Annotated in this window: 22 protein-coding genes and 1 pseudogene; 11 read left to right on the top strand and 12 right to left on the bottom strand. The window is 69.6% G+C overall.

Annotated features, from left to right (window positions below; all coding sequences use genetic code 11):
• Window positions 1-220 precede the first annotated feature (220 nt).
• Together ACTOQ1_RS34550 and ACTOQ1_RS34545 are read left to right on the top strand one after the other, a co-directional pair.
• Window positions 221-1,237: a sensor histidine kinase gene (locus tag ACTOQ1_RS34550; protein ID WP_440072172.1), complete on the top strand. Its 1,017-nt coding sequence runs from the start codon at window positions 221-223 to the stop codon at window positions 1,235-1,237.
• A 17-nt stretch (window positions 1,238-1,254) separates the two neighbouring features.
• Window positions 1,255-2,139 (top strand): helix-turn-helix domain-containing protein, encoded by an 885-nt coding sequence (locus tag ACTOQ1_RS34545; protein ID WP_440072171.1) that lies wholly within the window; start codon window positions 1,255-1,257, stop codon window positions 2,137-2,139.
• Between the two features lie 44 nt (window positions 2,140-2,183).
• Here ACTOQ1_RS34545 and ACTOQ1_RS34540 read toward each other — a convergent pair whose 3' ends face one another.
• From ACTOQ1_RS34540 to ACTOQ1_RS34515, 6 genes are all read right to left on the bottom strand, one after another.
• A complete protein-coding gene (locus ACTOQ1_RS34540; RefSeq protein ID WP_440072170.1) occupies window positions 2,184-2,963 on the bottom strand; it encodes a helix-turn-helix domain-containing protein in 780 nt (259 codons plus the stop codon).
• Between the two features lie 167 nt (window positions 2,964-3,130).
• Window positions 3,131-3,955 (bottom strand): lysostaphin resistance A-like protein, encoded by an 825-nt coding sequence (locus ACTOQ1_RS34535; RefSeq protein ID WP_440072169.1) that lies wholly within the window; start codon window positions 3,953-3,955, stop codon window positions 3,131-3,133.
• Between the two features lie 395 nt (window positions 3,956-4,350).
• Complete coding sequence (locus ACTOQ1_RS34530; protein WP_440072168.1) at window positions 4,351-4,539, bottom strand: DUF6203 family protein; 189 nt, start codon at window positions 4,537-4,539, stop codon at window positions 4,351-4,353.
• A gap of 199 nt (window positions 4,540-4,738) precedes the next feature.
• The gene (locus ACTOQ1_RS34525; RefSeq protein WP_440072167.1) at window positions 4,739-5,629 is read right to left on the bottom strand and encodes a cytochrome c biogenesis CcdA family protein; all 891 of its coding nucleotides are present in this window, start codon (window positions 5,627-5,629) and stop codon (window positions 4,739-4,741) included.
• 42 nt (window positions 5,630-5,671) lie between these two features.
• Window positions 5,672-6,295, bottom strand: coding sequence for a redoxin domain-containing protein (locus ACTOQ1_RS34520; RefSeq protein WP_440072166.1), 624 nt, complete (start codon window positions 6,293-6,295; stop codon window positions 5,672-5,674).
• 102 nt (window positions 6,296-6,397) lie between these two features.
• Window positions 6,398-7,189 (bottom strand): TetR/AcrR family transcriptional regulator C-terminal domain-containing protein, encoded by a 792-nt coding sequence (locus ACTOQ1_RS34515; RefSeq protein ID WP_440072165.1) that lies wholly within the window; start codon window positions 7,187-7,189, stop codon window positions 6,398-6,400.
• A gap of 76 nt (window positions 7,190-7,265) precedes the next feature.
• On the opposite strand from ACTOQ1_RS34515, the gene ACTOQ1_RS34510 reads away from it, so the two are divergent.
• Window positions 7,266-9,653 (top strand): ATP-binding cassette domain-containing protein, encoded by a 2,388-nt coding sequence (locus ACTOQ1_RS34510; protein WP_440072202.1) that lies wholly within the window; start codon window positions 7,266-7,268, stop codon window positions 9,651-9,653.
• Between the two features lie 112 nt (window positions 9,654-9,765).
• Here ACTOQ1_RS34510 and ACTOQ1_RS34505 read toward each other — a convergent pair whose 3' ends face one another.
• The 3 genes and pseudogenes from ACTOQ1_RS34505 to ACTOQ1_RS34495 form a co-directional block, all read right to left on the bottom strand.
• Entirely contained in the window at window positions 9,766-9,990 is a 225-nt protein-coding gene (locus ACTOQ1_RS34505; protein WP_440072164.1) for a DUF397 domain-containing protein, read from the bottom strand.
• Window positions 9,991-10,132: 142 nt separating this feature from the next.
• A complete protein-coding gene (locus ACTOQ1_RS34500) occupies window positions 10,133-10,564 on the bottom strand; it encodes a DUF397 domain-containing protein (RefSeq protein ID WP_440072163.1) in 432 nt (143 codons plus the stop codon).
• Window positions 10,561-10,818: pseudogene (locus ACTOQ1_RS34495) on the bottom strand (Scr1 family TA system antitoxin-like transcriptional regulator); the annotation flags it as partial. The pseudogene ACTOQ1_RS34495 and the gene ACTOQ1_RS34500, both read right to left, overlap by 4 nt.
• Window positions 10,819-11,382: 564 nt before the next feature.
• Here ACTOQ1_RS34495 and ACTOQ1_RS34490 point away from each other — a divergent pair.
• A complete protein-coding gene (locus ACTOQ1_RS34490; protein WP_440072162.1) occupies window positions 11,383-11,976 on the top strand; it encodes a TetR/AcrR family transcriptional regulator in 594 nt (197 codons plus the stop codon).
• On the top strand, window positions 11,973-12,815 hold the full coding sequence (locus ACTOQ1_RS34485; protein WP_440072161.1) for an alpha/beta fold hydrolase: 843 nt from the start codon (window positions 11,973-11,975) through the stop codon (window positions 12,813-12,815). Before ACTOQ1_RS34490 ends, ACTOQ1_RS34485 begins: the two co-directional genes overlap by 4 nt.
• Window positions 12,816-13,004: 189 nt before the next feature.
• Here the strand turns inward: ACTOQ1_RS34485 and ACTOQ1_RS34480 are convergent, their stop codons facing one another.
• Window positions 13,005-15,896, bottom strand: a complete 2,892-nt coding sequence (locus ACTOQ1_RS34480; protein WP_440072159.1) for a glycosyl hydrolase family 95 catalytic domain-containing protein — start codon at window positions 15,894-15,896, stop codon at window positions 13,005-13,007.
• 891 nt (window positions 15,897-16,787) lie between these two features.
• Here ACTOQ1_RS34480 and ACTOQ1_RS34475 point away from each other — a divergent pair.
• Both ACTOQ1_RS34475 and ACTOQ1_RS34470 read left to right on the top strand, forming a co-directional pair.
• A complete protein-coding gene (locus ACTOQ1_RS34475) occupies window positions 16,788-17,552 on the top strand; it encodes a Mut7-C RNAse domain-containing protein (RefSeq protein WP_440072158.1) in 765 nt (254 codons plus the stop codon).
• A gap of 278 nt (window positions 17,553-17,830) precedes the next feature.
• Window positions 17,831-18,613, top strand: coding sequence for an SAM-dependent methyltransferase (locus ACTOQ1_RS34470; protein WP_440072157.1), 783 nt, complete (start codon window positions 17,831-17,833; stop codon window positions 18,611-18,613).
• A 63-nt stretch (window positions 18,614-18,676) separates the two neighbouring features.
• Here ACTOQ1_RS34470 and ACTOQ1_RS34465 read toward each other — a convergent pair whose 3' ends face one another.
• Window positions 18,677-20,113, bottom strand: coding sequence for an FAD-dependent oxidoreductase (locus tag ACTOQ1_RS34465; protein WP_440072156.1), 1,437 nt, complete (start codon window positions 20,111-20,113; stop codon window positions 18,677-18,679).
• Between the two features lie 73 nt (window positions 20,114-20,186).
• On the opposite strand from ACTOQ1_RS34465, the gene ACTOQ1_RS34460 reads away from it, so the two are divergent.
• From ACTOQ1_RS34460 to ACTOQ1_RS34445, 4 genes are all read left to right on the top strand, one after another.
• Window positions 20,187-21,104, top strand: coding sequence for a cupin domain-containing protein (locus ACTOQ1_RS34460; protein ID WP_440072155.1), 918 nt, complete (start codon window positions 20,187-20,189; stop codon window positions 21,102-21,104).
• 155 nt (window positions 21,105-21,259) lie between these two features.
• Window positions 21,260-21,907 (top strand): glycosyltransferase family 2 protein, encoded by a 648-nt coding sequence (locus tag ACTOQ1_RS34455; RefSeq protein ID WP_440072154.1) that lies wholly within the window; start codon window positions 21,260-21,262, stop codon window positions 21,905-21,907.
• On the top strand, window positions 21,904-22,560 hold the full coding sequence (locus tag ACTOQ1_RS34450) for a TIGR04282 family arsenosugar biosynthesis glycosyltransferase (protein WP_440072153.1): 657 nt from the start codon (window positions 21,904-21,906) through the stop codon (window positions 22,558-22,560). The genes ACTOQ1_RS34455 and ACTOQ1_RS34450 overlap by 4 nt, the downstream gene beginning before the upstream one ends.
• Before the next feature lie 367 nt (window positions 22,561-22,927).
• Window positions 22,928-23,599, top strand: a complete 672-nt coding sequence (locus tag ACTOQ1_RS34445; RefSeq protein ID WP_440072152.1) for a haloacid dehalogenase type II — start codon at window positions 22,928-22,930, stop codon at window positions 23,597-23,599.
• Window positions 23,600-23,842: 243 nt separating this feature from the next.
• Here the strand turns inward: ACTOQ1_RS34445 and ACTOQ1_RS34440 are convergent, their stop codons facing one another.
• On the bottom strand, window positions 23,843-24,898 hold the full coding sequence (locus tag ACTOQ1_RS34440; protein WP_440072151.1) for a DUF3466 family protein: 1,056 nt from the start codon (window positions 24,896-24,898) through the stop codon (window positions 23,843-23,845).
• Between the last annotated feature and the right edge of the window lie 125 nt (window positions 24,899-25,023).

The raw sequence follows: 25,023 nt of genomic DNA, 5'->3' as shown, positions 1-25,023 counted from the left end.
GAAGCCGGTGCGGCGAGCAGGGCGGGCGCGCCCGACGAGGACGCCGGTCCGCTCGCATCACTCGTGACCCGGCTCCGATCAGGGCGGATGCATGGGAGTGCCACGGTCAGCCTGGGCGAGCGATCCCGATTTATGGTGACGGCATGAACGACGGCAGGCATCTCTGTGACCTCCTCCGAGCCCGGCCCGAGGCGCTCGCCCTCCTCCCACCGGAGAGATCATGATCATCGCTCGATGTCCCCGATCCATCCGCGGGCGTTACACCGCGGCCACGTCCCTGCTGGTGCTGATCGTCCTGACCACGCTCGGCGCGAGCGCCCGCCCGCCCCTCCGCCACGCCCTGGAGTCCGACGCCCGCGCCCAGGGCGGGAGGGTGGCCGGCCTGGGCATGCCGTGGCTGCTCCAGGAGTACAGGCTCGAATACCTCATGGCCGTCCTCGTCGTGGTCCTGACCGGCGGCACAGGCATGGCCACCTGGTGGGTGCTCGGCCGCGCGCTGCGCCCCATCCAGGCCATCCGCACCCATCTGGACGAGGTCACCGTGAACGATCTCGGTCGCCCCGTGCGAGTCCCGCCGGGAGACGACGAGATCGCCGAGCTGGCCCGTACCACCAACCACACCCTCGCCCGCCTCGACGAGGCCCTCGCCCGGCAACGCCGCTTCGTCGCCACCACCTCCCGCGAGCTGCGCAACCCGATCACCGGGTTGCGCGCCGAACTCGAAGACGCCCTCGACCACCCCGAGGACACCGACTTCCACCACACCTTGCGTACGGCGCTGACCATCGCCGACCGCCTCGACACCATCATCAACGGCCTGCTCTCCCAGGCACGCACGGACGCCGCCGACTCGGCCCGGGGCACGAGCTCCCCGACCCCGCCGAGTCCCTCACCCGGAAAGGCGGCCGCCGGCGCGTCCTCGAACACCTCACCCACCTCGACGCCGCCCGTCATCTCGACGGCGGCGACGGCGACCTCGGCGATCACCCGCGACGCCGCCCACCGGCACCGCGGCGGCCTCACCCTTGAGAACTCCCCCGTCGGCGCCCGCCTCGCTCCGCGCATCCCGCGACCCGGCTCTCCGGCCGCCTTTCCCTGCGAACCGGTACGCCCCGCCATCGCCCCGAAGCAGTCCAGGGAAAACCGGCCAGGCCGCACGGCGGAAGGTGACGGCCCTGAGGTAAAAAACTGCCGCCGATCATTACAGGAACGTCACACTAGGCCAATCGGACAATAACGACATATCATCATCAAATGGACAACGGCCCCTGCAACCTGCTCGGCGAGTTCCTGCGCGCCCGGCGCGAAGCCACCAGTCCGGCACAGGCGGGCTTCCTGCACTCCCCCTCCTCCCGCACCCCGGGACTGCGGCGCGAGGAGGTCGCCATGCTCGCCGGGGTCAGCGCCTCCTACTACATCCGGCTTGAGCAGGGACGGGAACGCAACCCCTCCCCCCAGGTGCTGAGCGCCCTGGCACGGGTGCTGCGCCTGGAGCCCGACGCCATCGGCTACCTCTACTCGCTCGCCCACCCCTGGACCCGCCCCCGCATCGAGACCGGCGCCGTGGAGCGGGTCAGTCCCAGCCTGCTCCGGCTCCTCCAGCTCAGCCCGCAGGCTCCCGCGATGGTGATCGGCCGGCGCCTGGACATCCTGGCCGTCAATCCGATGATCAAGGCCCTGTACGAGGGTATGACCAACATCGACAACTGCCTGCGCATGATCTATCTCGATCCGCGAGCGGCCGATTTCTACCCCGACTGGGAGAAAGCCGCCCGCGCCAAGACGGCGCAACTACGCTCCGCCGTGGCGGCCGACCCCGACGACCCGTACCTGCACGGGCTGGTGGAGGAGCTCACCGCCCGCAGCGAGGATTTCCGCCACATCTGGGCCCGCCACGAGGTGCAGACGCGCGGCAACGAGGCCAAGGAGTTGCGCCACCCGACGCTGGGCGACCTCACCCTTTCCTGGGAGGTGCTCTCCGTCAGCGGCACCGGCCAGAAATTCGTCGCCCTGGTGACCGAGCCGGGGAGCGACTCCGAACGGGCGCTGAAGGAACTGGCGAGCACGGTCGCCCGGCAGACCGCCCATCGGGCCGCGACAGGAACCCCGGTGCCGTCGGCCCGGCCCACCGGCCGCTGATCCGCCGCTCGATGACGTGGAGTTCTGCTTCGCGGTGAAGAAGCTCAGTGGCCGTCGTTCTCGATCGGCACCGGGTCACGTCGATCACGTGCCGAGCGTGCGTCGCCGTTGGCTTCGCTGATCAGGTGCGCTCGGCGCAGCACGTCGACCTGAGCACGGTTGTAAAGGGCTTGGATGGCGTGGCCGACGGCGCTTCGGGCCGCTTCGGCCTGGCGCGACGTGGAGGCCTTGGGCTCCAACGTGACCGAGTGATCGGTGGCCGAGCCGGCGACGAACGGTGCGATCCGCTCGGCGAGGGCCTGCCGTGTGGCCTCGTCGGCGTCCTCGGGAAGGTCGCGGAACTCCTCGTCGAGTGCGGGGTTGGGACGTGCCTCGAGGGTCTGCCGCACCGCATCCATCGACTCGTCCGAGAACAGCTGGGCATAGATCATGATGAGTGCGCGATCGTTGTCGCGCAGGTGCTCCGCGACACCGCCGAACCCGGCCGGCACATCCGGTGACGCGCCCGGCCGGGACAACATGGCCAGCTCTTGCCGGATCTTCTGGAGTCGCTCCACCGTCGCCTCGAGCTCGGCGTCGATGGTCCGGAAGACCGAGGCTCGGCCGTCGGGGTCCGTTCCCATCGCCGCCACCTGCGCGAGCGGCACGCCCAGCCCGGTCAGTCGCTTGATCTGCAGAAGTCGCGTCAGGTGGCGGACCTCGTACCGCTTGTAGCCGTTGGGTTCGCGGTCGGGCTCGTCGAGCAAACCGATCTCGTGGTAGTAGCGCACCGTCTTCACCGTGCTTCCCGACAGCTCGGCTATTTCGCGCGTGCTCCAGGTCATGGGTTCCTCACCTCCTCATGCGGTACCGCACGTCTGGCGGCGTCTCTCAGCGGATGCCGGTGTCGAAGCAGGGCCGATCGGGCCGCCCCCACCGATCTCCCGACGCCCCACCCCTGGTTCTTGTCGTCACGGGCTTCGGCCTCCCCGGCCCGACGCCGGCGATGGCACTAGCTCGTGGCCCGCGCTCGCCGCTCGCGCAGCCAGACGAACACGACCATGCCGATGTTGACGGCGACAAGGATCAGCACGGACGCGTCGCCGGTGTCGGTGGACCGGTCGAGGGGGAAGGCCTCGCCGTCCGCCATCAACGTGTTGACCGTTGTCGCCAGGACGTTGTTGGCGACGTGGAACGCGACCGGTGCCTCGATGCCGCGGCTGATGATCGCCATCAGCCCGGCGCAGAAGCCGAATACCGCATAATATCCGGACAACCAGGGGTCGGTCGACCCGTGGACCGCGGCGAAGGCCAGGCTGGAGACCACGAGCCCGACGGCCAGCGCCGGGCGAACCGCACGCACCCAGGACGCGGCGGCGGGCAGCACGGCGCTTCGGAACATCAACTCCTCACCGGCGGCCTGCATCGGAGTCGTCAGGACGGTGATCACCAGCATGACGACCGTCGTGGTGGTGACACCGAAGGCGGTCCAGCCCGGAGCGTCGGGTGCGACCAGCGCCACCACACCGAGCCCGGCGCCTAGCAGCAGAGCCGCGCCTGCCAGGTACTGCGCCAAACGGCGCGCGTCGAACGCCCGTGGCGAGCTGATCAGGCTGCGCCACGGCACCTTGGCCGTCCACGCCAGGAGCAGGATCGCCAGCACGCCCGCCGCGCCCACGCTCAGGTTGACGGCCAGGAACTTCAACGGCGTGAAGGTGGCCGCCATCGGGTCGTCGCTGCCCTCGATGACGCCGGCGACCTGGTAGAGCAGAACCTGCAGGACCACCATCACCAGCGACGGCACGATGATGACCACGAGCGGTTTCCACCAGCTCATGCGCAGGTGGGCGCCGAACGGCCGGGAGCCGTCGACGGCCGGCCGAGACCGCCCTTGCGTCAGGGGGCTTGGGCGAGACGTCGCGTCTCGGGGGTCGTCGGTTCTCGATGTGTCCACCGGGAAATTCCTCTCGGGTTCGAATCGGTACGTTCGCTCCCGAGGAAACACCCTGCCGTGGGGGCACACTCAAGTCGTCGGGTGGACGCGACTCTCTTCGCGGGAAAACCCGCGACCGCTGACCGTGAGTAGTCGTACCACTCGCCGGTACGGCTCCAGGTGGGCGGTGGACGGGTGGGCCCGGTCCTGCGCCCTGACGGTGGCCTGCTGGACCGCGGGGTGGGAGGCGAACCGGCCGCCGGTCCCCGCCGTCCCCTCGCGCCTGAAGGCGGCGGGGTTCAGCGCCGGCCGGAGCGGGGCGGGCGTCCGCTCCCCCGCGTCACGTATCCCCGCCCACCTCGCCCGGCCTGCTCCTGCTCACGCTGCCTGCGCCGCCGCCCCAGGAACCAGCCCACCCCCAGGATCGCCATCCCCCACGGGGTACGGGCCAGCCAGCGTCCCACCACGACCTTGAAAAACTTCTTCATGAGACCGTTCCTGCCCAGCGGCGGTTCGATTAGGCGACCGCGCGGCATCCGGCTTCGAGACCGGGTCCGGAGAACGCCCGGAGAAGACCGGCATGAAGCCGGCCCGCGGCCCGCCCGACGTGGCGATCGGCGCGTGGCGGGAGATCAGGGACTGCCGCGTTCCACCATGATCATCGATCGAAGGTGGCGACCTCCGCGCTCACACCGGCGGCGACTCGACCGGCACCTCCGGCACCGGTGCCCGGCGAGCGTGCCGCCGCCGCACCGCGCGCAGCGCGAGCGCGCCCAGAGCGAGCAGGGCGAGCGCGAGGGCGACCCAGCCCGCACCGACAGACGCCAGCCATCCCGCCAGGACTCCCTGCACGGCCGTCGCGGCGCCCACGATCCGGTCGTCGGCGGTCCCGCCGGAGAAGACACGCAGCTCGTACCAGCCGTAGTACACGACATACAGCCCGGCCAGCAGGAGCAGTCCGCCGCTGGCCCTGGACACGTACGGCAGCAACCGCCGCAGCCTGGCCACCGCGGCGCCCCGGGCGAGCACCACCGCCAGGGACAGGACGGCGACGACCAGGCCCATGCCGAGCGCGTAGGCCACGAACGCCGCCACGCCGCCGAGGAGGCCGGCGCCGGACAGCGAGGCCGAGGTGACGGCGAGGAACGGTCCCACCGTGCACGACAGCGAGGCCACCGCGTACGACACGCCGTAGCCGTACAGCGACAGAGGTGAGGTGGCAGGACGGCCGGCGGCCGTCCCGGGAAGGCGGAGCAGCAGCTCGCGGCCCGTCAGCAGCCACACGCCGAGTCCCGCCAGCAGCACGCCGATGACGATCGTCACCCACGGCAGGTAACGGCCGACCGACACGGCCAGAGCGGTGACGATCACCCCGAACAGGCCGAAGACCGTGACGAAGCCCGCGGTCATGGCGGCCGACAGCAGCAGCGCCCGGGCGATCGGCCCGCCGCGGGCCGGCCCGCCGCCGGCGATCAGCAGGGTGAGGTAGGCGGGCAGCATCGCGAAGCCGCACGGGTTGAACGCGGCCACCGTGCCCGCGGCCAGTGCCAGGGCGAGCGGCACCTCGGCGACGTTCACGCTCGTATCTCCAGGTTGTCGAGGGCCATGGCGGTACGTGCGCTACCGGCCGAGCAGCCGCCGGACGTGACCGTCCAGCGCGTCCTGGTCGAGCGGGCCCGAGACCTTCGTGGTGGAGCCGTCCGGTTTCATGAACACGAACGTCGACTGTTCGCTGACGCCCAGTTTGGTCCACACCGCGCCTTTGACATCGGCGAGGTGCGCGATGTCGCCGGTGCCGGTCATCTGGACGAACTCCTTCATCGCCGCCTCGGTGTCCAGGCCTGCCACGCCGACGAACGCGACCTCGCCGAACGTGGCGGTCGCGGTCTTGACGGCGGGTGCCTCGGAAATGCACTTGGGACACCACGGCGCCCAGAACCAGAAGACCACCGGCTTACCGGCCAGGTTCGCGCCCTGGAACGACTCGCCGTCCAGTGTCCTGGCGGAGAAGGCCAGCGCGGCCGGTACCGCCGTCGGCGTGACGGCGTCGGCCGAAGCCGTCGGTGTCGCCGACGCGGATGCCGACGTAGATGCCGACGTGGATGGCGACGTGGATGGCGCCGCGGCCGGCGGCGGCGCGGTGCCGCGTGCGGGATCGGCCGTGTCGTCCCCTCCGGCGCCGCCGCACGCGCACGCCAGCAAGGCCACCGAGATCAGGGCGGTTGCCGCTCGCACTTTGATCATGCGCTCAGCGTAGGGGCAGGCGCCCCCGCGATTTCTTACGAGCTCGTGACGGTGGCGCCCCCTTGACGGCGCCACCGTGACGGCGCCCCCGTGACGGCGCCCTCAGACTCCGGCCGTGCTCACCGTCGCCTCGATCCCGTCCAGGAGGATGGCGAGCCCGGCGGCGAAGGTGTCTCTGCCCTCCTGTTCCATGTAGGGGACGGTCTCGTCCTGGGACTCGTAGGCGCCCTCGGCGGCGAGCCAGGCCGTCGTCGGGAACCGCTCGGCGAAGTCGGGCGCGACCTCCGTCAGCAGGGCCGAGCGGGCGTACCACCACTCCTCGTCCGACATCCCGGTCGCCGCCGGGGCCTGCCTCGACTCCGCGACCGTCTGCGCCGCCCCGCGCACGAAGTAGAACAGCGTCCCGACGACGTACCGCAGCGTCCCGGCCTTCAGCCCGGTCTCGCGGAGGATCCGCAGCGCCTCCTCGATCATGACGTACTCGTTGGGGCCCAGCACGGGGCGCGCCTGCGACACCTGCAGCACCCACGGATGCCGTACGTAGAACTCCCAGGTCTCCCGCGCCCAGGCGGTCACCGCCGCCCGCCAGCCGTCAGTCAGGTCGTGGCGGGTGGACAGCTCGGCGAGGGCCCGGTCGTACATCAGGTCCACCAGCTCGCTCTTGCTCGGAACGTAGGTGTAGAGGGCCATGGCCGTGCGCCCGAGCCGCTCGCCCACCGCGCGCATGGAGAGCGCGGCCATCCCCTCCGCGTCGGCGACGGCGATGGCCGCGTCCACGATCAGGTCCACGCTCAGGGCGGGCTTGGGCCCGGGACGCGTCTCCCCCTGCCCCGTGGTGCGCCACAGCAGCGCCATCGAACGGCGCGCGTCGCCCTGTCCGGCGAAGACGACCACTTGCAACTCCTTACGGCATAAACTAACTTGGCCGGGCCAACTCTTTACAGCATAAGGATATCAAGTGAGAAGGTTCGTGTTCCCATCCGCCACACCGGCCGGCGATCGCGGCCCGCGGCACGGCCGGGCCGTCGCGGACAGCCACGACGTGATCGAGGTACGCGGCGCCAGGGAGAACAACCTGGCCGACATCTCGCTGGACATTCCCAAGCGGCGGCTCACCGTCTTCACCGGGGTCTCCGGCTCGGGGAAGTCCTCCCTCGTCTTCGGCACCATCGCGGCGGAGTCACAGCGTCTGATCAACGAGACCTACACGGCCTTCGTCCAGTCGTTCATGCCGAGCCAGGGACGTCCCGACGTCGACGCCCTGCGCAACCTGAGCGCGGCGATCGTCGTCGACCAGGAACGGATGGGCGCCAACTCCCGCTCCACGGTCGGCACGGCGACCGACGCGCAGACGATGCTGCGGATCGTCTTCAGCCGGATCGGCACCCCCCACGTCGGCACCTCGACCGCCTTCAGCTTCAACAGCGCCGAGGGCATGTGCCCGGAGTGCGAGGGGCTCGGCCGGGTGTCGGACGTCGACGTCTCCCAGCTCGTCGACGTCGACCGCTCGCTCAACGAGGGCGCGATCACCGTCCCCAACTTCACCGTGGACTCGTGGTACTGGCAGGGCCTGGCCCACGCCGGATTCTTCGACCCCGACATGAAGCTGAGGGACTACACCCCGTCCCAGTGGGAGGACTTCCTCCACAAGCCCGCCACCAAAATCAAAATCGGCACGATGAACACCACCTACGAGGGGCTCCTGGTCAAGGTGCGGCGGCTGTATCTCGCCAAGGACCGGGAGTCGCTGCAGCCCCACATCCGGGCGTTCGTGGACCGGGCCGTGACGTTCACGAGCTGCCGCGCGTGCGGCGGCAGCAGGCTCAACCCCGCCGCGCTGGCCTCGAAGATCGACGGCCGCAACATCGCCGACTGCGCGGCCATGCAGATCAGCGACCTGGCCGAGTTCGTCCGGGGCATCGAGGACCCGTCGGTGGGGCCGCTGGTGGCCACCCTGCGCAACACGCTGGAGTCGCTGGTCGAGATCGGCCTGGGCTACCTGAGCCTGGACCGCGAGTCCTCCAGCCTGTCCGGAGGCGAGGCCCAGCGGGTGAAGATGGTCCGCCACCTCGGCTCCAGCCTGACCGACGTCACCTACGTCTTCGACGAGCCCACGGTGGGGCTGCACCCGCACGACATCGAGCGGATGAACAACCTGCTGCTGCTCCTGCGCGACAAGGGCAACACGGTCCTGGTCGTCGAGCACAAGCCCGAGACGATCGAGATCGCCGACCACGTGGTCGACCTGGGCCCGGGGGCGGGTTCGTCCGGCGGGCGGGTGTGCTTCACCGGTGACGTGGCCGGGCTCCGGCGCTCGGACTCCCTGACGGGCCGCCACCTGGACCATCGGGCCCGGCTGCGGGAGAAGGTGCGGCCGGCTCGCGGGCAGCTGTCGATCACGGGCGCCACCCTGCACAACCTCAAGGACGTGAGCGTCGACATCCCGCTGGGCGTGCTCACCGTCGTCACCGGCGTCGCCGGGTCCGGCAAGAGCTCGCTGATCCACGGCTCGCTCCCCCGCAGGGAGGGCGTCGCCGTGGTCGACCAGACCGCGATCCGCGGGTCCCGCCGCAGCAACCCGGCCACCTACACCGGGCTGCTCGACCCGATCCGCACCGCCTTCGCCAAGACCAACGGGGTCAAGGCGGCCCTGTTCAGCGCGAACTCCGAGGGCGCCTGCCCCAACTGCAAGGGCATCGGCCTCGTCTACACCGACCTCGCCATGATGGCCGGGGTGGCGTCGGTGTGCGAGCAGTGCGAGGGCAGGCGGTTCACGCCCGAGGTGCTCACCCACAAGCTGCGCGGCAAGGACATCAGCGAGGTGCTGGGCATGTCGGTGACCGAGGCCCGCGACTTCTTCGCTCCCGGCGCCGGCTCGGGTTCGGGGGCGAGCTTCGGCGCGGCGCGGGCCGTCCTCGACCGGCTCTCCGACGTGGGCCTGGGCTACCTCGGCCTCGGCCAGCCGCTCACCACCCTGTCCGGGGGCGAGCGGCAGCGGCTCAAGCTGGCCATCCGGATGGCGGAGAAGGCCACGACCTACGTGCTGGACGAGCCGACCACCGGCCTGCACCTGGCGGACGTGGACCAGCTCCTGGCCCTGCTGGACCGGATCGTCGACGACGGCAACACGGTCGTCGTCATCGAGCACCACCAGGCCGTGATGGCCCACGCCGACTGGATCGTCGACCTCGGCCCCGGAGCCGGGCACGACGGCGGCCGGATCGTCTTCACCGGCACCCCCGCCGACCTCGTCGCCCGGGGAGACTCCCTCACCGCCCGGCACCTGCGCGCCTACCTGGGAAAGAACGCCGACCGGCAGGACCTCACCGGAGCAGGGCACACCATGGCGAACGTCTGAGCCCGAAGCGGCCGAACGGCGATGCTCGTGGCGAGCACCCGCAAACGGGTGAGAGCCCCCAACGCGACGGGGGCTCTCACCTCAGGCGACCACCGGACAGGGTCGGCGGATCTCAGATGTCGAACTCGCCGCCCTTGACGCCGCCCAGGAACGCCGACCACTCACTCGGGCCGAAAACGAGCGCCGGGCCGGTCGGATTCTTGCTGTCCCTGACCGCGATGACCCCGGGCAGATTACCGGCGACCTCGACGCATTCACCGCCGTTGTTGCCGCTGCGGGAACTCTTCCTCCACACGGCCCCGGTGAGATCCGTGCCGTTCAGGTCCTTAAGTTCCATCGCTCTACTGCTTCCTTGATCTTTTCGAGTGATTCGCCTGGGCGATATGCCTATGTCCTCAGCCGTTCATACCAGCCCAAGAGCCGCGTGACGAGATCATGTTCCGCTGAAAGCCCACCTTCACCTGCGGAATTTGAGCAGCTCAGGCGAGATAGTCGAATTCGCCGTCCTTGGCTCCGGACAACCATGTGTTCCACTCGTCGGGAGTGAACACGAGCGTCTCCGCCGTGGGGATGAGGCGCATCGCTATATGGTCGTCGACGAAAGCGATCGACAGATGGATGTCGCCGGGATCGGGGGCGGACAACCACTCGGCGGCGGTCAGCCCGAGGTCTGCGGCTGCCGGTTTGAGCAGGTGAGATGGCGCTTCGAGAAGGTGCGCGGGCAGGTCGTAGGAGCCGTTCCGCGCTTCGGTCACCAGGGATTTCCAGGCATCGAGCGTGCACAGCAACCTGGAGCCGTCCGGGCTCTTGGAGTCGCGGATGGCAATCCCGGACGGAGTTGGCTTCACCTGGACGCACTGCTGGCCGCTGCCGCTGTAGCTGCTAGTGATCCAACCCTGTTCATCGGTCATTGAACCGCCTTCCTCACGTCCTTGATCAGCGTCACCGACTCGTCGGGGGCGAGGGCTTTGCCGCGTGCGGTCTCGGCGGCCCGGTAATACCGGGCGACGTCATCGGGTGCCTCCGCGAAGATATCTCCGAAAAGACCTTCCTGATGGGCTACAGATGGGTCTTCTTTGTCGGGAAAGTCCAAGATGGTGAATTCGCCGTCCAAGCCGGGGTGGCCGCCTGCGGCGAGAGGGATGACCTGAAGGGTGACCGCCGGATGCGCTGCGCATCGTCGCCGAACTCACCCACGGACGTTGCGGCACCCAGTGGACCCGCCTGTGCGGCACCGGCCCTGACCTTCCCGACCTCCGGGGCATCCGGGATCGTCCCCCGATCCCCCTGACCTCGGAGCCGGTCCACACTCACGGCTCCCCCGTGCCGAGCGTGGACCGCACACGGAGGCCGGCGTCCACGGACCCGATCCCACACTGGTCCGGGACGTCGGCCTCCCCCATCCCGGCCGCGGCGGAAAGCGGCGGTTCCCATGGTCACCTCCGCCGAGGCCCCGGCCTCCACGGCACCTCTGCCCCTCTTCCCGGCCCCTGAGGTTCGGGGTGTAGCCGCCCGGTCTCCCTCCACAACGCAGCTCCAGCGCCTGTGCCTGGGCGCGGCTTCACGGATACGGCATCTCCCGACGGGATGCCACCGGGTCCGGAAACCCCCGTCCAGAAAGCCGAGGCGGCGAAGTCCTCCTGATCCGCTTTGACATCCTCAGACCACAAGGTTCATCCTAGGGTCATTAGTTCATTCCTAATAGCTCTAGGATGAAGGTGGGGTGCACATGGCGCGGGCCGGGTTGACGCCGGACCGGGTGACGCTCGCGGGCGCCGAGCTGGCGGACGAGGTCGGGCTCGACCACGTGACCATGTCGGCGGTGGCGCGGCGGCTCGGGGTGAAGGACGCGAGCCTGTACGTGCACGTGCGCGGCCTGGAGGACCTGCGCGGGCGGATCGCGCTGCTGGCGGCGGACGAGAAGACCATCCGCATCGCCGAAGCCACCGCCGGGCAGGCGGGGAAGGACGCGCTGATGGCGTTCGCGAACGCCTGGCGGGCCTACGCCCGCGACCACCCCGGCCGGTACACCGCGACACAGATCCCGACGCAGGTCGATCCCGAGCTCGCGGCCCGGGCGCCCGGCCCGCGGCGCGCGGTCGAACTGACCTACAGCATGCTGCGCGCCTACGCACTGGCCGAGCCCGACTTGACCGACGCGGTTCGGCTCGTGCGCAGCACGCTCCACGGCTTCGTCAGTCTTGAGGCCGCCGGCGGGTTCGCGCACGCGCGCCCGGCCGAGGATTCCTGGGCCCGCTGCCTCGACGCCCTGCACGCCCTCCTGGAGCACTGGCCCGCACCCCGTGAAGGAGACCCCTCATGACCGACCCGACCACCGGCCGCCTGCGCGTGGACGGCGCCACCCTGCACTACGAGGTGCGTGGAAGCGGCCCGCTCCTGCTGCTGATCCCCGGCGGCGCCGGCGACGCCGCTTCCTACGACGGCATCGCCGACGACCTGGCCGCCGACTACACGGTCGCGTCCTATGACCCGCGCGGCCTGTCCCGCAGCCCGCTGGAGGACCCGCAGGCCACTCAGCAGGTCATGCGGCATGCCGACGACGCGTTCCGGCTGCTGCGACTGCTGACTCCGGATGCGCCCGCGCGCGTGGTCGGCTGCAGCTCAGGGGCGATCGTCGCGCTGCACCTGCTCACCGCCCATCCCGAGCGGATCGAACGCGTGGTGGCGCATGAGCCGCCGTTGGTGGAGGTGCTACCGGACGCCGCCGAGCACCGCGCGCTGCTCGCCCGCGTCCAGGACACGCTCCGCCGGGACGGCCTGATGCCCGCGGTGGCCGAGTTCGCGGCGGGCCTGCGGCGGCCGGGTGCCGAGGAGCCCGTCGCCGCCGAGGCGGCCATCGAGCTGCCCCCGCAGATGGCGGCACGAGCTGAGCGGACGATGGCGAACATGCCCTACTTCCTCGGTCGTATCGTGCCGAGCTTCATGGCCTATGTCCCGGACGTGGATCGCCTGGCGGCCCTGTCGGACCGGCTCGTGCTCGCGGGCGGAGCGGACTCGCGCGGTGAACTGCCCTACCGTCCCGCCGCCCTCCTCGCCGAGCGGTTCGGCAAGGAGCTCGTCCACTTCCCCGGCGGGCACACGGGCCTCAGCACGCACCCCGCCGAGTTCGCCGAACTGCTCCGCAAGGTGCTGAGCGCCTAAACGTGCGCGGCGGTCGTGTCCCGGGAGATGCGGGGACACCGCTGAAGTGGCGGGCCGAACCCGTGAGTCCCGCTGATCACCGATGACGCCGGACGGGTACTGCTCGTCAAGCTCGCCGACAACGGGGTTGAGGAAATCGACGACTACGCGAGCGACGCCCGGCGGCGGAACGCGGCTGGATCCCCGGTGTCATACGGCGACGAGCTGCCATTCCTGGTTGGCGCTACCCTTGTCGGCCCATTGGATGACTCGGGCGCCGTCGGCCGTGGAGCCCGCTTCGACGTCCGCACACAATCCGTTGCCGGAGTTGATCAGTCGGTAGTAGCCGCTTGTGGCCGCAGGGGTGAGTTTCCACCGCTGGTTCGCGCCGTTGTTGTCGGTCGTCTGGACGAGGGCGGCGCCCTGGTTGGCGTTCGGGCTGCTGAGGACCTTGCCGCTGCCGACACCGGACAGCCGGAACGAGCCGTCGGAGTTCTGCGACATCCGCCACTGCTGGTTGCTTCCGCCGTTCCAGGGCCACTGGACGATGGCGGCGCCGTCGGCGGTGGAGCCGCCGAAGACGTCCAGCACCTTGCCGCTGTTGCGGTTGACCAGGCGGACGACGCCGGTGGACGGACCGCCGGCCCCCAGGCCGACGGTGATCTGGGTCGTCGTACCTGCGGTGAGTGACACCTGGCGGGCGTGGCTGCCCAACGGCGAGGTGGCGACGCCCGCGCTGGTGGTGACGGAAACGATCCCGCGCCGGCAAATGAGCGTTACGGTCTGGGTGATGTCGGAGATGACGGTGGCGGTGACGGTCCGGGCGCTGATGTCCCAGGTGAGCGACTCGATCCGGATGCGGTTGCGGCCGCGCACGCCGTTGATCGTGCCCTTGGCGAACTGGTCGGGCAGCGCGGGCAGCAACTCCAGGATGCCGGGCCTCGTGTAGATCAATGCCTCGGCGAGAATCACGGGCAGCGAATTGGCGGCATCGGCGTTGTAGATCGCCAGGTTCGGGTTGTGCGAGGTCATCAGCGATCGGAAGATCATGTTGTTTCCCAGGATCTTCCGCAGATTGCCGTACACGCCGGCGCCGTCCTTGAGCCGGGCTCGGGCGAGGCTGCGGTGGATGGCGCCGTGGGCCTCCCCTCCTTCGTCCCCTCGCAGATCCAGGGCGCGGCTCGCGTAGCGGATCAGGTCGGGCTTGTCCTCGGGGTTGATCTCGTGCAGCGGCCAGAGGGGGTACATGTGCTGTACGTGACGGTGGTTGTACCGGTCGGTCAGGCTGGGCCACGACCATTCCGCGAGCGCCCCGTCGCCGTTGATTCGATAATCGGGCATCTTGGTCAGCAAGGCGGTCCAGCGTTGCACGCCTTGGCCTGAGCCCTGTTCGGTGCCGAGGAAGTTCGCGGCGTCGATGGCGGCCTGCAGCGCATGCTTGCCTGCGGCGATCTCGCCGGTCGCGTTGATCGACAGTTGCCTGCCCGTGTTGCCGGGGCTGTTCTCCATGGAGAAGCACGGCACGAAGATGACCTTGCCGTTGGCGTCGGTGCGGGTGAGAAAGTCCTCGTAGAACAACGCGAGCTCGATCAGGACCGGAGCGAGCTTGGTGCGGTAGAAGGTGGCGTCACCGGTGACCTGGTAGTACTCGAGCAGCGGATAGAGCAGCCAGTCGGCGCCGCCGATCCAGGTGTGGCCGGGAAACCCGCCGTCGAAATGCAGCATCTTGCCGTACTCACCGTCGGTCCGGGAGGGAGCGAGCAGGCCGCGCGTGCCGTAGAGGTTTCTGGCGTTGGTGCGCCAGTCGTTGATCTGGCCGAGGATCAGGTTGAAGTAGCCGTCCATGGCTTCGGTGAGGGACAGGATGTTGCCGCCGGCGACCTGGAAGTTGACGTTGGCGTCCGTGGTGAAGTCGCCGGCCCACGCCGCGTCCCAGGCGCCCGTCCACAGGCCGGTCAGCCGCGGCGGCAGGACGCCGCTGGAACTGAGGAACAGGTAACGGCCGGAGTCGTACATCCGCTCCAGTAACGCGAGGTCGATGACATTGCGATTGGAATTTTGCCGCGCGATCAGCTCACTGGTCGACAATTGCCGATCGGCGGCGCTGACGTTCAGGTCGAGGCGTGAACGGTCGTACAGCTCGGTGTGCAGGGCGGTATGCCGCGTGAGCGACGTCGCGTAGTCGGCGCTCAGCGCGGCCAGCGCCGTGTGCAACGGTTTCGCGTCCCACGCGGTGGACGAGTCGTAGCGATCGAGTTTGGTCAGCAGCACGAGTTTGGTCGCCGCGGCCACGACAATGGCCGACCCGCTCACCCGTACCGAACCGCCGGTCGCGACTACCCGGGTGACGCCCTCATAGCCGAACGCCCCCTGCCCTGCCGGGTATCTGCCCCGCAGGTTCAAGTAGCCGTCACCGTTGCCGACCGTGGCCAGAGTGGTGAAACCGACAGACCCCGGCACGCCGCTCAGAGCCGTGTTGACGCTCAGCGTGGTGTCGATCGTCCGGCCCGGCGCGGGAGTGAGTTCGTGGATGATCACCCGGTCGGCTCGGGAGGCGAAAGCCCGCCGGGTCCACGCGCCGTAACCGTCGATCCACGTCGAGGTGACCTCACCGGTCCTGAAATCGGTGATCCGGGCGTAATCGCTGGCCGTTGTCATCCCCGGGGTACTGATCTGCAGCTCATAGCCCGGGTGGAAGGTCTGAGTCCAGCGCAGCGACCAGCCGGAGGTAAAGTCGCCGGTTGCACCGTTGAAGTCACCGGCGAGCGCCTTGTCCCTGACCCCCGCCAACCGGCCCGACAGCACCGGCGGAGTCACGTTACGGGTGCCGTTGGGCAGAACGAACCGATGATGCGTGAAGATCACCTTCTCCAGGGTGGGCGCGCCGTAGAGCATGGCCCCGTACTCACCGTTGCCGGTCAGGAAGGCATCGGCCCAATTCGCCGCGGCCGCCGTGTCGTAGATGCCGCGTTGCGGCAGCGTCACCTGCGGCGGCACGGCGGCGGCCGCTCGGTCAGCGAAGATCGCCGAAGGCAGCGTGGCAGCGCCCGCGGTCGCCACCGTGGTGGCGATGAAGCGTCGACGATTCATCGGCATGTTCATCGGAACTCCCGGTGACGAGGTTGGAGTGATCGTTGCGGCCGAGTGCCGCCCGTGCCTCCACGGCTGGTCCATCGCCGCGAGGCAGCCGCCATTCGACGGGACACCCCGTAGTAGGGAACTCGGTTAAAAAATGCCTCCGACGGCAAACACACCAGGTGGTTTGCCTGAGAGACATCCCATGAATAGCATGCGCGAAACGTATGACGTTTGACGTCTTACGTCAAGAACAATGATGAACGCCGCGTAACCTCTGGTCCCGGTTTCCAGGATGGCCGACGAATCTCTCAGGAATTCGGTGTAACTTTCATCAGCAGGAAGACCGGGAGCCAGGACAGTGACCGCGAGGTGTGTGCCTACATCGGTTACTTCCTTTGTTTTCATCCATCCGTGGGCGCGCCACGGCCATCGGGAGTCATCCATGGTGTGTGCTGCCCGAGGCGGGCGGGCGCACGCTGCTCGCCTCGGCGGGTCAGAGATCTGCAGATCCGGCTTGCTCGTTCCCACAAAGAGATGTCTCCTTCGGGGTCGCGTCCTCGGAGCGATGTGAACAGCTCGACGAGGTAGGTGCCGTGGTTCTTAGCCTGGAACTTTCGTGATCTTCCCGTGGTCGGATGAATGGTCCGGCTGAGCGTTGATTTTTCGATCGGGTCAGCGTCATGTCCCGGCTGTCGTGCCGGGTTGACGGGGTTCCACGGACCCGTAGTTGTCCCTTTCTGATCATTGGGGCGGCTTGGTACTGGTCAGGTCGGTACCGGTAAGTCCTGCAGCCGGGCCGCCGCCGTACCGCGGTACACAGCACGACGAACGCCGGCCTGACCCGTGTTCGAACGGCCCCGCGAGCCGTCGTTCAATGCGTGTCGGGGCGTCTGCCGTGGATGGCATGCTGGCGGTGTGAGCGAGGAATCCGATGTCAGCCTGCGTATCGCCGCCGAGTTGCTGCTGTTCCTGCCCGCGCGGCGGCGGCGTGAGTGGCAGCTGGTGGCGCCCGACGGGACATCGACGCTGGGCCATGTCGTGGAGTCGCTCGGGGTTCCCCTGCCCGAGGTGGGGTCGCTGACCGTCGAGGGCGCGGAGGTCGGCAGGTCCTATCAGCCCGTCGCAGGTGACGTGGTCCACGTTCACGCCGTGCCCCGTCCCCAGCGGGTGCCCCTCGAACCTGGGCAGGACGCGCCCCGATTCCTGCTCGACGTCCACCTGGGCACCCTCGCGCGGCGGCTCCGGCTGCTGGGCGTGGACGCGACCTACCACAACGACATGGACGACCCCTCGCTGGTCGCCGAGGCGAACAGCGAACGCCGCGTGCTGCTGACCCAGGACCACGGCCTGCTGTGCCGCCGGGCGCTCTGGTTCGGCGCCTACGTGCGAGGCACCAAGGCGGACGACCAGCTGCGCGACCTGCTGGAACGGTTCGCGCCACCGCTGCGGCCGTGGACCCGCTGCACGACCTGCAACGGGGAGCTGGCCCCGGTCGACAAAGCCGAGGTCGACCGCCTGCTGGAGGCCGGGACCAAGCGTTCCTACGACGTCTACGGCCGATGCCCGGAGTGCGGCCAGATCTACTGGCGTGGCGCGCACAGCGAGCATCTGGAGGAGATCGTGCGGTCGGCCATGCGCACGGCCCGCCCGGAGTCACAGGTCGGCGGGGGTCCACGCTGAGGCGGACCGGTCATGCCGGGAATCCGTGCCGGCCATGCCGAAAATCCATGCCGGTCACATCGGGAATCCGTGCTGGTCACGCCGGGAATCAGCGCCCGGCGGGCCTCGCGGGCGGCCGGACACCGCGGAAACAAGATCATATAATCCCGGGCCAGGGTCCATGTATGGGCGTAATCTCCCTGCAAGGACACCGGAAGGCAGGAGATCCCCCCATGGCCGACGAGCCGACCGTCTCGAACCCGTCATCCCGTTCGTCAGAGGACGGGCGGAGACCCGGGATGGAACGGATCGACGCCGAGGTGCCGCACTCGGCTCGCATCTGGAACTACCTGCTGGGCGGGAAGGACAACTTCGCCGTCGACCGTGAGGCGGGCGAGAGGGTGTCCGCCGTCTTCCCCGGCATGGTGGACGTCGCCCGTCATTCCCGGTACATGCTCGCCCGCGTGGTGCGTCACCTGGCCGGCGAGGCGGGCATCCGCCAGTTCCTGGACATCGGCACCGGGCTGCCCACCGTCGACAACACCCACGAGGTCGCCCAGCGGGTGGCGCCGGACTCGCGCGTCGTCTACGTGGACAACGACCCCCTGGTGCTGGTGCACGCCCGGGCGCTGCTCACCAGCACGCCCGAGGGTGCCACCGACTACATCGAGTCGGACGTGCGCGACCCCGAGCACATCCTGCAAGCAGCGGCGAAGACGCTGGACTTCGGCAGGCCCACCGCGCTGATGCTGATGGGCATCATGGGCCTGATCGCCGACCACGACGAGGCGCTCTCGATCGTGCGCCGGTTGATGCGGGACCTGCCCTCGGGCAGCTACCTGGCGCTCTACGACGGCGTCGACACCGACCCCGCGTACGTCGAGGCGATGCGGCGCCACAACTCGGGCAGCGGCGTGGTCGCCTACACCCCGCGCAGCCCCGAGCTGATCGCCCGCTACTTCGACGGTCTGACGCTGCTGGAGCCGGGTGTCGTGCCGGTGCAGCGGTGGCGGCCGGATCCCGTCCCCTGGGGAGACGTTCCCGAGGTGGCGTGCGCCGGCGGCGTCGCGCGCAAGCCCTAGCCACGTCACCACGCTTGCCCGGCACCGCCGCCCGCACGAGAGGACCGGGGGTCTCCCGCCCGTTCAGCAGGCCGGGGATCCACCGCCGGAGGGTCGTTCGAACGGCTCGTCGGCGCGCACGACGGTGGCGAGCACCTCGTTGAACGCCTCGGTCGAGGTGGGGTGGTTGTAGACGGCGTCGCGGAGTTCGGCCGCCTTGACGCCGTGCCGCATGGCGAGCGCGACCGTGTTGACGAGTTCCTGCGCGTCGACGCTGAGCAGGACGGCTCCGAGGATCTCGTCCGTCTCGGCGTCGATCACGAACTTCATGAATCCGCGAGTCTCCTCGACGATGTAGGCGCGGGGCATCGCCACGATCTCGGCGACGGGCTTGCTCGCGATCCTCACCCGGTGTCCCGCGGCTCTGGCCTCCTTCTCGGTGAGACCGACGGCCGCGAGCGGCGGGGTCATGAACAGGGTGCGGGGGACCGCGACGCGGTCCGACACCGAGCGCCGGCCCTCGCCGACGAGCTGGTCGAGGACGACGCGGCTGTCGTCGAGGGAGAGGTAGGTGTGCTGCGGCCCGCCGCGGACGTCACCGAGAGCGTAGATGTGCGGCTGGCTCGTGCGCAGACGCTCGTCGACCTCGACCGCCCCGCGTTCGGTCGTGCGGACGCCGGCGGCGTCCAGCCCGAGGCCGCGGGTGGCCGGCGCGCGACCGGTGGCGGCGAGGATGGCGTCGGCTTCGAGGGTGTGCCGCCGCCCGTCCTTCTCGTAGACGACGGTCGCGCAGGTCTCATCGTCGCGGACCTCCGTGACGCGCGCCCCCTTGATGATCTCGATGCCGTCGTCCGTGAGGATGTCCTCGGCGACGGCGGCGGCCTCGTCGTCCTCACGGCCCAGGATCCTTGAGGAGGTTTCGAACAGGGTGACCCGCGAGCCGAACCGGCGGTAGATCGAGGCGAACTCGATGCCGATGTATCCGCCGCCCACGATCGCGAGCCGTTCGGGCAGGCGCGTCGTCTCGATCAGACCGGTGCTGGTCAGGGTGTGCTTGCTCTCCCTCAGACCGGGAATGCCGGGGAGGATCGTCTCGGCGCCCGTGTTGATCAGGATGGTCTCGGCGGAGATCGTGAGACGTTCGCCGCCCGCCTCGACGCCGACGGTGTGCGGGTCGACGAACACCGCCCGGCCGGTGACGACCGTCACGGTCTCGGCGCCGTTCAGCGCCTCGTAGTTGCCTTTGCGGAACAGCGCGGTGAGCGCCTGCACCTCTTCGACGGAGCGCTCGTACCAATCCTGCGCCGGGTCACTCTCCCGGCGCTTGCCGGCGCGGTGGACCAGCGCCTTCGTCGGCACACAGCCGACATTGGGACAGGTGCCTCCGTACATCCGCTCCGATTGCTCGACGAGCACCACGCGCCTGCCGAGGCCGCCCATCGTCCTCGCGACGGCCTTGCCGCCCTTGCCGAAACCGATAACGAGAAGATCGGCGTGAAGGGTGTCGCTTGTGGTGTCCATAATTCCAGTTTCGATAGGTAAGATTGAGCTCACAAGGCGTATTTGTCTCACTTTTCCTCGCGAGCGTCTCATCATGGATTCAGTCAGTCATCTCGTCCGCCTGGCGAGAGCGCAGGCGACGCTGGACAAGCGCTGCCTTCTGGCAGGCGCGACCGTCATGGACATTCCCTCCCGGGGTGATGGTGATGCGGCCTTTCACCTCCTGCTCGACGGCGCGTGCACGCTCGAGCTCCCCGATCGGCGCGTCGAGCTCCGGCCGGGCGACGTCGTGATCCTCCCCCGCGACACGCCGCACCGCGTTCGCACCACCGGATACGGACCCGTTCAGGGGGTGTCCGAAACTCCCGGTGGCGCGTTCTCCACCGTCCGCAGCCGAACGGGTGAGGGCGTGATCGACCTCTTCTGCGGGCACTACTCGTTCGGCCCCGGCGCGGGGGCCATGCTCTTCCGGAGCCTTCCCCACCCCTTGCATGTGTCCTTCGCGGAATCCGGCGAGGTGGACGAGATCGTTCGGATGCTGGGTGGGATCATGCGGTGGGAGGCGCGGGACGACGGGCCCGGCACCGCCGCCGTCCTCTCGGCCCTCTGCAACGCGCTGCTCGCGATGGTGCTGCGCGAATCGGGCGGGCGGCTCGCCGAACCGGCGCTGTGGACCGCCGCCCACGACGAGCGGATCCGTGCCGTCATCGACGAGGTGCTTCGAGATCCCGGCGCCGACTGGCCGATCGCCCGCCTGACGCGCGTGGCGGCGATGGCGCGGGCCACGTTCATCCGGCACTTCTCCCGCAGCACCGGAATGACCGTCGGCGCGTTCCTCACGCACGTCCGGTTGATGACCGCGGCGGAACTGCTCATCGACACCGAGCGTACGGTCGCCTCGATCGCCGCCGAGGTGGGCTACCGTTCCGAGTCCGCGTTCAGCCGGGCGTTCCGCCTGGCGACCGGATCGACGCCGGCCCGGTTCCGCCGGAACCTCGACCGCACGGCGTGAACGACGCCGGCGGCCCCAGGTGTGCCTCCGCGCCTCGATCCGCCGCCCCGAGTCGTGAACCGCTTTCCCGAGGTAAATCCGAGCCGACCATTTGCTGGACATACGTCACCGCTTCGTAAGAGGTGAGCGTCGCCTCCTGGCCTAGCCTCGACGTCATGAAGATCGACGTGGTGTTGCCGTGTCTCAACGAGGAGGCCGCGCTCTCCTGGGTGCTCGACCGGATGCCGCGCGACCATCGCCCGATCGTGGTCGACAACGGCTCCACCGACGGCTCGGCCGGTGTCGCCGCCGCGTACGGCGCGACGGTGGTGAGCGAGCCGCGCCGCGGGTTCGGCGCCGCCTGCCACGCCGGGCTGCTGGCCGCGACCACCGAGGTCGTGTGCTTCATGGACGCCGACGCCTCACTCGACCCGGGCCAGCTGCCCCAGGTGACCGGCCCGGTCCTGGCGGGCGAGAGTGACCTCGTACTCGGTCGTCGGAGGCCGCACGCCGGGCCCGTGCACGCCCGGGTCGCCAACGCCGTGCTGGCCGCACGCCTGCGGCGCCGCACCGGCGCCCCGCTGCGCGATCTGGGTCCGATGCGCGCCTGCAGACGCGCCGAACTGGTCGAGCTGGGACTGACCGACCGCCGGTTCGGCTACCCCCTGGAGATGGTGCTGCGTGCGGCCGCGGCCGGCTGGCGGATCACCGAGGCCGATGTCGACTACCTGCCGCGCGTGGGACGCTCCAAGGTGACCGGCACCGTGCGCGGCACCCTTCGGGCGATCGCCGACATGCGCCGTGTCATGGGAGAGACGACGTGAGCGCCGCGCAGATCGTGGTCATCGCCAAGGAGCCGGTGGCCGGGCGGGTGAAGACCCGGCTGACCCCGCCGTTCACCCCCGCCCAGGCCGCTCACCTGGCGGCGGCCTCCCTGCGGGACACGCTGCACGCCGTGGCCGCGGCACGGGCCGGCCGGCGGGTGCTCGCGCTCGAAGGGCTGCCCGGGACCTGGCTCCCGGACGGCTTCACCGTGATCCCGCAGCGCGGCGACGGCCTCGACCAGCGCCTGGCCGCAGCCTTCGACGACGCCCACCGGCTGTACCGGCTGCCGGTGGTCCTGATCGGCATGGACACCCCCCAGGTGACCCCCCAACTGCTGAACACCGCCGTCACCCTGCTGGCCGGTCACGACGCGGTGTACGGACCGGCGGCCGACGGGGGCTTCTGGCTGCTCGGGCTGTGCCGACCCGACCCGTCCCTGCTGCTCGGCGTGGCGATGTCGCGGCCCGGCACCGGCGCCACCCAGCTGCGGCGCCTGCACGAGGCCGGGCTGAACGTGGCCCGCATGCCGGAGCTGAACGACGTCGACACCGCCGCCGACGCCTTCCGCGTCGCGGCGCAGGCGCCCCGATCCCGCTTCGCCGAGGCCCTGGCGGCCGTCGGGGCGGCGTCGGCCGCCGTCGACTCGGGATGAGGGCGCCGGCGTCCACCTCGCGATCTTCAAGACCACGGGCGCCGTCTCCGGCCTGCCCCCCGGGGGGGTGGCACGGGCCTTTGGCCACACCGCTGACAACGCACGAACCTGGTGAAAAACGGGAAGAGCTGGGATTTTGACAGCGGCGTCTTCCGGTCAGGACCACCCGCGGGCGACGAAGCGGTCGTCCCACGCCGGCACCGGCTTCGTTCTCGACCCGGACGGCCACGTCGTCGGCGTTTACGCCGGTGGCGCCCTCGGAAGACTCATGCCGGAGGACGCCACCGGTGTGATCCGCCACCTGCGTGAACACGACGCCATCGGTGAAACCCCGTAAAGATCGCGTACTGATCGGGAGGAGATTTCCATGACGAGGGTCGTCGCGTTCGACGTCAACGAGACGCTGCTGGACCTGCGAGCGCTCGACGCCGCGTTCGAGGAGTTGCTCGGCTCGGCCGAGCTGCGCGGACCGTGGTTCGCGCAGATGCTTCAGCTCTCCTTCGTCGGCGGCCTGACCGGCGAATACGTGGATTTCAGCACGGCGCAGCACGCCGCCCTGTCAATGCTGGCCGAGCGGCACGGCCGCGGTCTCACCTCCGACGACGTGACCGGAATCGTGAACCGGATGAGCTCGTTGCCGACCCACCCGGAGGTGGCGGGGGCCCTTCGGCGGCTGCGCTCGACCTCACTGGCCGTGGTGGCGCTGACGAACTCCCCTGCGACGGTCGCCGAGGCGCAGCTCGTCAACAGCGGCATCCGGGATCACTTCGACGGCGTCATCTCGGCTGACTCCGTCAAGCGGCTCAAACCCGCCAGGGAGCCCTACCTCGCCGTGGCGAAGGCCTTCGACGTCGACATCGCGGAGGTGCGGCTGGTGGCCGCGCACTGGTGGGACACCGCCGGTGCGCTCGCGGCGGGCTGCAAGGCCGCGTTCGTCGCGCGTCCCGGTATGGTCCTGAGCCCGATCGGCCCGCGACCTGACATCGTCGGTGCCGACCTCGACGCCGTCGTTGACCAGATCATGGCTCTCGACGCCTAGCGTCATGCGCCCGAAAGCCGTGAAACCGTCGGCTCAGCCTGCGCAAGTTCGGACCTTGACCTGCCACACCAGCGGGAAGAGGCCCGTCACCAGCGGAAACGTGATGACGGGCCTCTCGCGTTGCGTCCGGCCGTCTGCGGCGATCGTCGGAGTCCTACGGCTGCTCACGGCTCATGCGCGGCTGGGTTTTTCGGAGGGCACAGCTGCGTCCGAAGCGCGGCGGCTCCCCTCCGGGACACCGGGTCAGCGCCAGATGACGGCCTGGGTGTGGCGACCGGTGTTCCAGTAGTAGGTGACGGAGCCGACGATCCAGCCCTGGTTGTTGATGTCGTGAGCTCGGGCGCTGGTTACCTTCGCGTCTGTGGGCAGTGGCAGGGTACGGGGCTGGCTGGTGGGGGTGTCCCACAGGGCGGTGAAGCCGTACGGGTTGCCGACCTTGCTGTAGCTGCCGACGATCTGGCCGCGGTCGTTGATGGCGACGGCGCCGGCGTTGGAGACGTCGGCGGGCAGGGGAAGGGCCGTCATGGAGGAGCCGTTCCAGAAGAAGCCGCGACGGTGGCCGTCGGCCGTGTCGGAGTTGCCGACCACCTGGCCGAGGTTGTTGATCGAGTCGGGGGCGCTCATCCCGCCGAACGTGCCAAGCTCGCGGCCGGTGCCGTTGTGCCACAGGTACGCCCGGTAGATCGGCAGCGGGAGACCGTTCTCGTTGACGACGTAGTTCTCGGCGCCCACCACTTGGCCGTGGTCGTTGACGGCGTCGGCGACCAGGCCGGGGCGGCGGTCGATGACGGTTTTGACGTCACCGGACAGCAGGACGGCGCGAAGTTCGGCGAAGCCGGGAGCGGGCGCGAAACTGATGACGATGTGCCCGTTGGCGACCTCTGCGTCGCAGTAGCCGGGGGCGCCGTGCGCGCCGAGGTCCTCCATCTTGCCGTTGTGCCAGAGGAAGGGAGTCCACTGGCCCGAGGGCAGCTCGCTGCAGCCGACGACGCGGCCGTCGTCGTCGATGCCGGAGGCGAAGCTGGTCTCGCCGCCGAGCGTGCCGAGGTCGGTCATCGTGCCGTTCTTCCACAGGAACGCGTGGCTGAGCCCGGACTCCAGCGGGCTGTCGCCGACGACGTGGCCGTGATTGTTGATGCCTCGGGCGACGCTCCATATGCCGCCGAGGGTGCCGAGGTGGACGACGCGGAGGCGCTCCTGACTCGCTGCGGCGGCCGGCGGCGAGGCGAGCGGGGCCAGCGACATGGTCGCGATCATGGCGATGGCCGTGGCCATGGCACGGCGGAGGGATCGGCGCATGATGAGGATTCCCTTCGAAGGCACGCACGGGGGATGTCGTGATCACCGTAAGCGCCACCCGGGCCGACATTTCTCACGTAATCCTTACGTTCGGCAGACACCGCGGCGCGCCGCACGGGCGAGGC

This window comes from Streptosporangium sp. OZ121 (assembly GCF_051918885.1).
In the GTDB taxonomy this organism is placed as follows: Bacteria; Actinomycetota; Actinomycetes; order Streptosporangiales; family Streptosporangiaceae; genus Streptosporangium.
This window is presented reverse-complemented; position numbering and strand designations above follow the sequence as displayed.

What these genes read in the sequence shown, in the direction of transcription:
- ACTOQ1_RS34465 (WP_440072156.1), bottom strand. Translation starts at nt 20,113, where the DNA reads ATGGACACCACAAGCGACACCCTTCACGCCGATCTTCTCGTTATCGGT.
- ACTOQ1_RS34485 (WP_440072161.1), top strand. Translation starts at nt 11,973, where the DNA reads ATGACCGACCCGACCACCGGCCGCCTGCGCGTGGACGGCGCCACCCTG.
- ACTOQ1_RS34530 (WP_440072168.1), bottom strand. Translation starts at nt 4,539, where the DNA reads ATGAAGAAGTTTTTCAAGGTCGTGGTGGGACGCTGGCTGGCCCGTACC.
- ACTOQ1_RS34505 (WP_440072164.1), bottom strand. Translation starts at nt 9,990, where the DNA reads ATGGAACTTAAGGACCTGAACGGCACGGATCTCACCGGGGCCGTGTGG.
- ACTOQ1_RS34445 (WP_440072152.1), top strand. Translation starts at nt 22,928, where the DNA reads ATGACGAGGGTCGTCGCGTTCGACGTCAACGAGACGCTGCTGGACCTG.
- ACTOQ1_RS34520 (WP_440072166.1), bottom strand. Translation starts at nt 6,295, where the DNA reads ATGATCAAAGTGCGAGCGGCAACCGCCCTGATCTCGGTGGCCTTGCTG.
- ACTOQ1_RS34440 (WP_440072151.1), bottom strand. Translation starts at nt 24,898, where the DNA reads ATGCGCCGATCCCTCCGCCGTGCCATGGCCACGGCCATCGCCATGATC.
- ACTOQ1_RS34455 (WP_440072154.1), top strand. Translation starts at nt 21,260, where the DNA reads ATGAAGATCGACGTGGTGTTGCCGTGTCTCAACGAGGAGGCCGCGCTC.
- ACTOQ1_RS34540 (WP_440072170.1), bottom strand. Translation starts at nt 2,963, where the DNA reads ATGACCTGGAGCACGCGCGAAATAGCCGAGCTGTCGGGAAGCACGGTG.
- ACTOQ1_RS34535 (WP_440072169.1), bottom strand. Translation starts at nt 3,955, where the DNA reads ATGAGCTGGTGGAAACCGCTCGTGGTCATCATCGTGCCGTCGCTGGTG.
- ACTOQ1_RS34480 (WP_440072159.1), bottom strand. Translation starts at nt 15,896, where the DNA reads ATGAACATGCCGATGAATCGTCGACGCTTCATCGCCACCACGGTGGCG.
- ACTOQ1_RS34545 (WP_440072171.1), top strand. Translation starts at nt 1,255, where the DNA reads ATGGACAACGGCCCCTGCAACCTGCTCGGCGAGTTCCTGCGCGCCCGG.
- ACTOQ1_RS34470 (WP_440072157.1), top strand. Translation starts at nt 17,831, where the DNA reads ATGGAACGGATCGACGCCGAGGTGCCGCACTCGGCTCGCATCTGGAAC.
- ACTOQ1_RS34550 (WP_440072172.1), top strand. Translation starts at nt 221, where the DNA reads ATGATCATCGCTCGATGTCCCCGATCCATCCGCGGGCGTTACACCGCG.
- ACTOQ1_RS34490 (WP_440072162.1), top strand. Translation starts at nt 11,383, where the DNA reads ATGGCGCGGGCCGGGTTGACGCCGGACCGGGTGACGCTCGCGGGCGCC.
- ACTOQ1_RS34460 (WP_440072155.1), top strand. Translation starts at nt 20,187, where the DNA reads ATGGATTCAGTCAGTCATCTCGTCCGCCTGGCGAGAGCGCAGGCGACG.
- ACTOQ1_RS34500 (WP_440072163.1), bottom strand. Translation starts at nt 10,564, where the DNA reads ATGACCGATGAACAGGGTTGGATCACTAGCAGCTACAGCGGCAGCGGC.